Raw genomic sequence first — 3,092 nt, 5'->3', positions numbered from 1 at the left:
GCGCGCTTGCCACATCCGAAACCGACCACTATCAACCCCAAGGACTCTCGTTATGAACGAGGGACGACCGGGGGGCAGGTCACCTTCGGCTCGTTGCTTGGGGGCTTTGCCTCCTGCCGATCCGCCTCCAGTGTGATGTGGGAGACGGAAAAACAGCCAAAAAGTTGACAGTTTGGAGCTTCGGGAAACGGACAATGGGAAGGCTTGCGCCCCGCAAAACTGACCGATTTCAACATTTTTTGCGGTCTGACGGAAAAAGAAGCCTCATAAAGTGCCCAAATTTGCGCGGTTTTGGTGTCTGACGTGTATTAGGTCACTCGGAAACAAGCGATTTTAAATATTCGACGGCCTCCCAGTCCCGTAAATTTTTCACCCCCCATTGCGTTTCCTGATCGTCAGGCCACTCAAAAGCATCAACGATGCTATCCATTGCAGCCATCGAATACCCCAGATTGTTCGAATAATATTCAATTCCTTTCCGGAGTATCGCCATTTTCTCAGCATCGCCAGGATGCTTAAAACAGGCATTCATAGCGACATGCATAGAGACTGCGCTTTTGATAAATTCTTTAATGGAATAAAGGTCGTTGCGGAGTTTGTAATAACCACCGTCTCGCCCCTCCGCCTTCGCAAGAACGACTGGCTGCGAGGCTTTAGCCTTTGCTCGTCGCCTCGCTGAGCGCTCCGCGTTTGTCATTGCGCGGTCGCCCTGTGCTGGTCGTCCACGCTTCTTCTTTTCTGGTTCCTGTTGATCGGTCATTTACCCGCCCCTGATTTTCGTGTCGTCACGAAAATATGCCTGAGGGCGAAAAAGGGTTCAACAGAATTTCGTGACGACACAAAAATTACAGCGAGACGTATGCACTCAAAACCGTCTGAAATCCACTTTTTGGGCGTCGGGCGCGGAAATGAAGGCTCTAGAAGTGCCATTTAAAGCGCAAGTTTGATGCTTGCCTTACCTACACTCACAGGGAAACGGGCGTTTTAGAGGCCTTTTGCGGCGGCGTACGCATTCGGTTTTGGCTCGTCTGGTGCCTCGGTTTCCTCGTATTCGGTGCCTTTTACGACGCGAAACCAGATATCCTCTATCTTCTTTGCAGCTTCGCGAGCGGACGGCTCAATACCCGATGTTTCGCCCAAAGAACCACGGGAGACAGGCAAATCCATTGCTTGAAAAGACCACGACCAACCGCCTTCCGAACTGGCGATATGTTTATGAAATCGGCCTACATTTCCAGGGAAATTGGGCGCGCTGGCGACGAAATCGTCTTCCCGGTCATTCCATGTTTTTCGCCATTTTAAGACAAGCTTAATTTCTGACGGTTTCGACATTTTCCACAGCCCGATTCTGAGTTGGCACGGATGTGGAACATAGCAGGAACAAAACAGGATGTCACCTATAGGTGTCAAGCTCAATTTATTTTAAATTGGAACGCATTGAAGCGAGTTGGCTAAACTGGAGCCCTGCCGGACTTCCAGGTGATTGCGCCGAAGAAACGATCTGATTTGCGCGTTGCTGTCCGCTTGTATGCTGAATTTCTCGATTCCAGGGTGCAGCGGGTGACGGCGGAAAAGCTGGATTTAGCGGCCTGAATGAGGACCATCATCAGGTAAGTATAGGAGGCTCTGGAAGGAACCTTCAGCTAATCATCTCATCACGTTTTCGTGTCGTAATCCGAACAGTATCCATCATAATTCTGCTCAAAATTTCAACCAAACTACGAGGTAGATTAATCTTTTGGTGGGGTTACGGGTTTGAACATTCTGCGCGTAAAGAAATTGACACAGTATTCTCTGATAGCCATGTTTTGTGGTGTCGCGTCAGTGGGTGGATATGCTGGCTATTTGCAAATCGGCGGGAATTTTCACGAAGTCATTCCAAACGAACTTTATAGGTCAGCCCAACTCAATGAGTCTGATCTAGAAAGAAAAATCAAAGAATACAAAATAAAAACGGTTGTAAATCTTATCGGTCCGCGCAACGACAAATGGTATCGCGGTGAAATTTCTGCAATAAAAAATCAACAGATAAACCATATAGACTTTGAAATGTCATCGACCAAAATACTGCCGAACGAGAAAGCAATTAAGTTGGTTGATATCCTCAAAAACGCAGAGAAACCAATTCTGATTCATTGTCGAAGCGGCTCAGATAGAACTGGGCTAGCATCTGTTATCTATTTGAATAGGGTTTCAAATTTACCTGAGGATGTTGCCGAACGCCAGTTGAGTATTCAATACGGCCATTTCGGGATTCCGTTCCTTTCTCCAACCTATGCAATGGATGAGACGTGGGAGATTTTGGAAACTGCTTTTGGCATTGAGAATAGTTAATACAAATGCAGAAGCACAGGTAAAATATTCTGGTCTTGTAGGTATTCAATGAATTCAAAGAATGGATAAGCTACAAAAAACACAAGGCCATCCATGAAGGTGCGGTAGAGACGATCCGGTTTCACCGTCACCGCTACATCGTCATTATAGTTAGAGAGTTTCGGGAAGAAGCGGGGAACATCCCGGCAATAAGCGCGATACGGCGCGCCGAAATTCTGCTCCAAAAACTTCTCTTCCGTGCGAATGACGATAGAAAAGGCGATATAGCAAAGGATACCGAAACCGATAGCCACGATGATGCTACCTGTTTGCGCGCCGATGCCTATTGCGCCGAGCGTGCTGAACACATAAAGAGGATTGCGCGTAACTGAATACGGTCCGCTCTGCACGATTTCCGCGCTCTTGCGCCCGCCGATATAGAGCGTGCACCACATGCGCCCTATGATGGCTGCAACGATGAAGCTGAGGCCAACGGACTCGATATATTCGTGTAGCCGCCCAACCCAGGAAGAGCGCACGAACAATAGCGCGACCACCAGAAGCGCAATCACAACGCCAATCGCCAGACGGCGGCGCTGCTGATACTTCCCCAAATCACCTATTGTCTTCATGGTGGCCACCTTTTTTCTCAAAGAGATCGCGACTTATCACGTATTGTCAAACAGTGTCTAGCGATGTCAGAGCCCGACCTAAAATTAAGTTTAGCGATTTCATTAGTTTATGATTCTCTATGTTTGCAAAAACTACGGAGGATCAGA

Annotated in this window: 4 protein-coding genes; 1 reads left to right on the top strand and 3 read right to left on the bottom strand. The window is 47.9% G+C overall.

From position 1 onward, the window contains the following. Window positions 1–313: 313 nt before the first annotated feature. Window positions 314–760 (bottom strand): hypothetical protein, encoded by a 447-nt coding sequence (locus ACFO1V_RS09570; RefSeq protein WP_151664621.1) that lies wholly within the window; start codon window positions 758–760, stop codon window positions 314–316. Between the two features lie 224 nt (window positions 761–984). Next, complete coding sequence (locus tag ACFO1V_RS09565) at window positions 985–1,332, bottom strand: hypothetical protein (protein WP_151664622.1); 348 nt, start codon at window positions 1,330–1,332, stop codon at window positions 985–987. A gap of 423 nt (window positions 1,333–1,755) precedes the next feature. Between ACFO1V_RS09565 and ACFO1V_RS09560 the strand changes: the two genes are divergently transcribed. Continuing rightward, on the top strand, window positions 1,756–2,334 hold the full coding sequence (locus ACFO1V_RS09560; RefSeq protein WP_226622368.1) for a dual specificity protein phosphatase family protein: 579 nt from the start codon (window positions 1,756–1,758) through the stop codon (window positions 2,332–2,334). On the opposite strand, the gene ACFO1V_RS09555 is transcribed toward ACFO1V_RS09560, so the two are convergent. Further along, window positions 2,331–2,945: a methyltransferase family protein gene (locus ACFO1V_RS09555; protein ID WP_151664688.1), complete on the bottom strand. Its 615-nt coding sequence runs from the start codon at window positions 2,943–2,945 to the stop codon at window positions 2,331–2,333. The two genes, ACFO1V_RS09560 and ACFO1V_RS09555, sit on opposite strands and share 4 nt — an antisense overlap. Window positions 2,946–3,092 lie beyond the last annotated feature (147 nt).

It is taken from the genome of Daeguia caeni, from assembly GCF_042653845.1.
Taxonomy (GTDB): Bacteria; Pseudomonadota; Alphaproteobacteria; order Rhizobiales; family Rhizobiaceae; genus Brucella; species Brucella caeni.
Note: the sequence above shows the minus strand (reverse complement) of the source record. Positions and strands in the feature narration are given on the sequence as shown.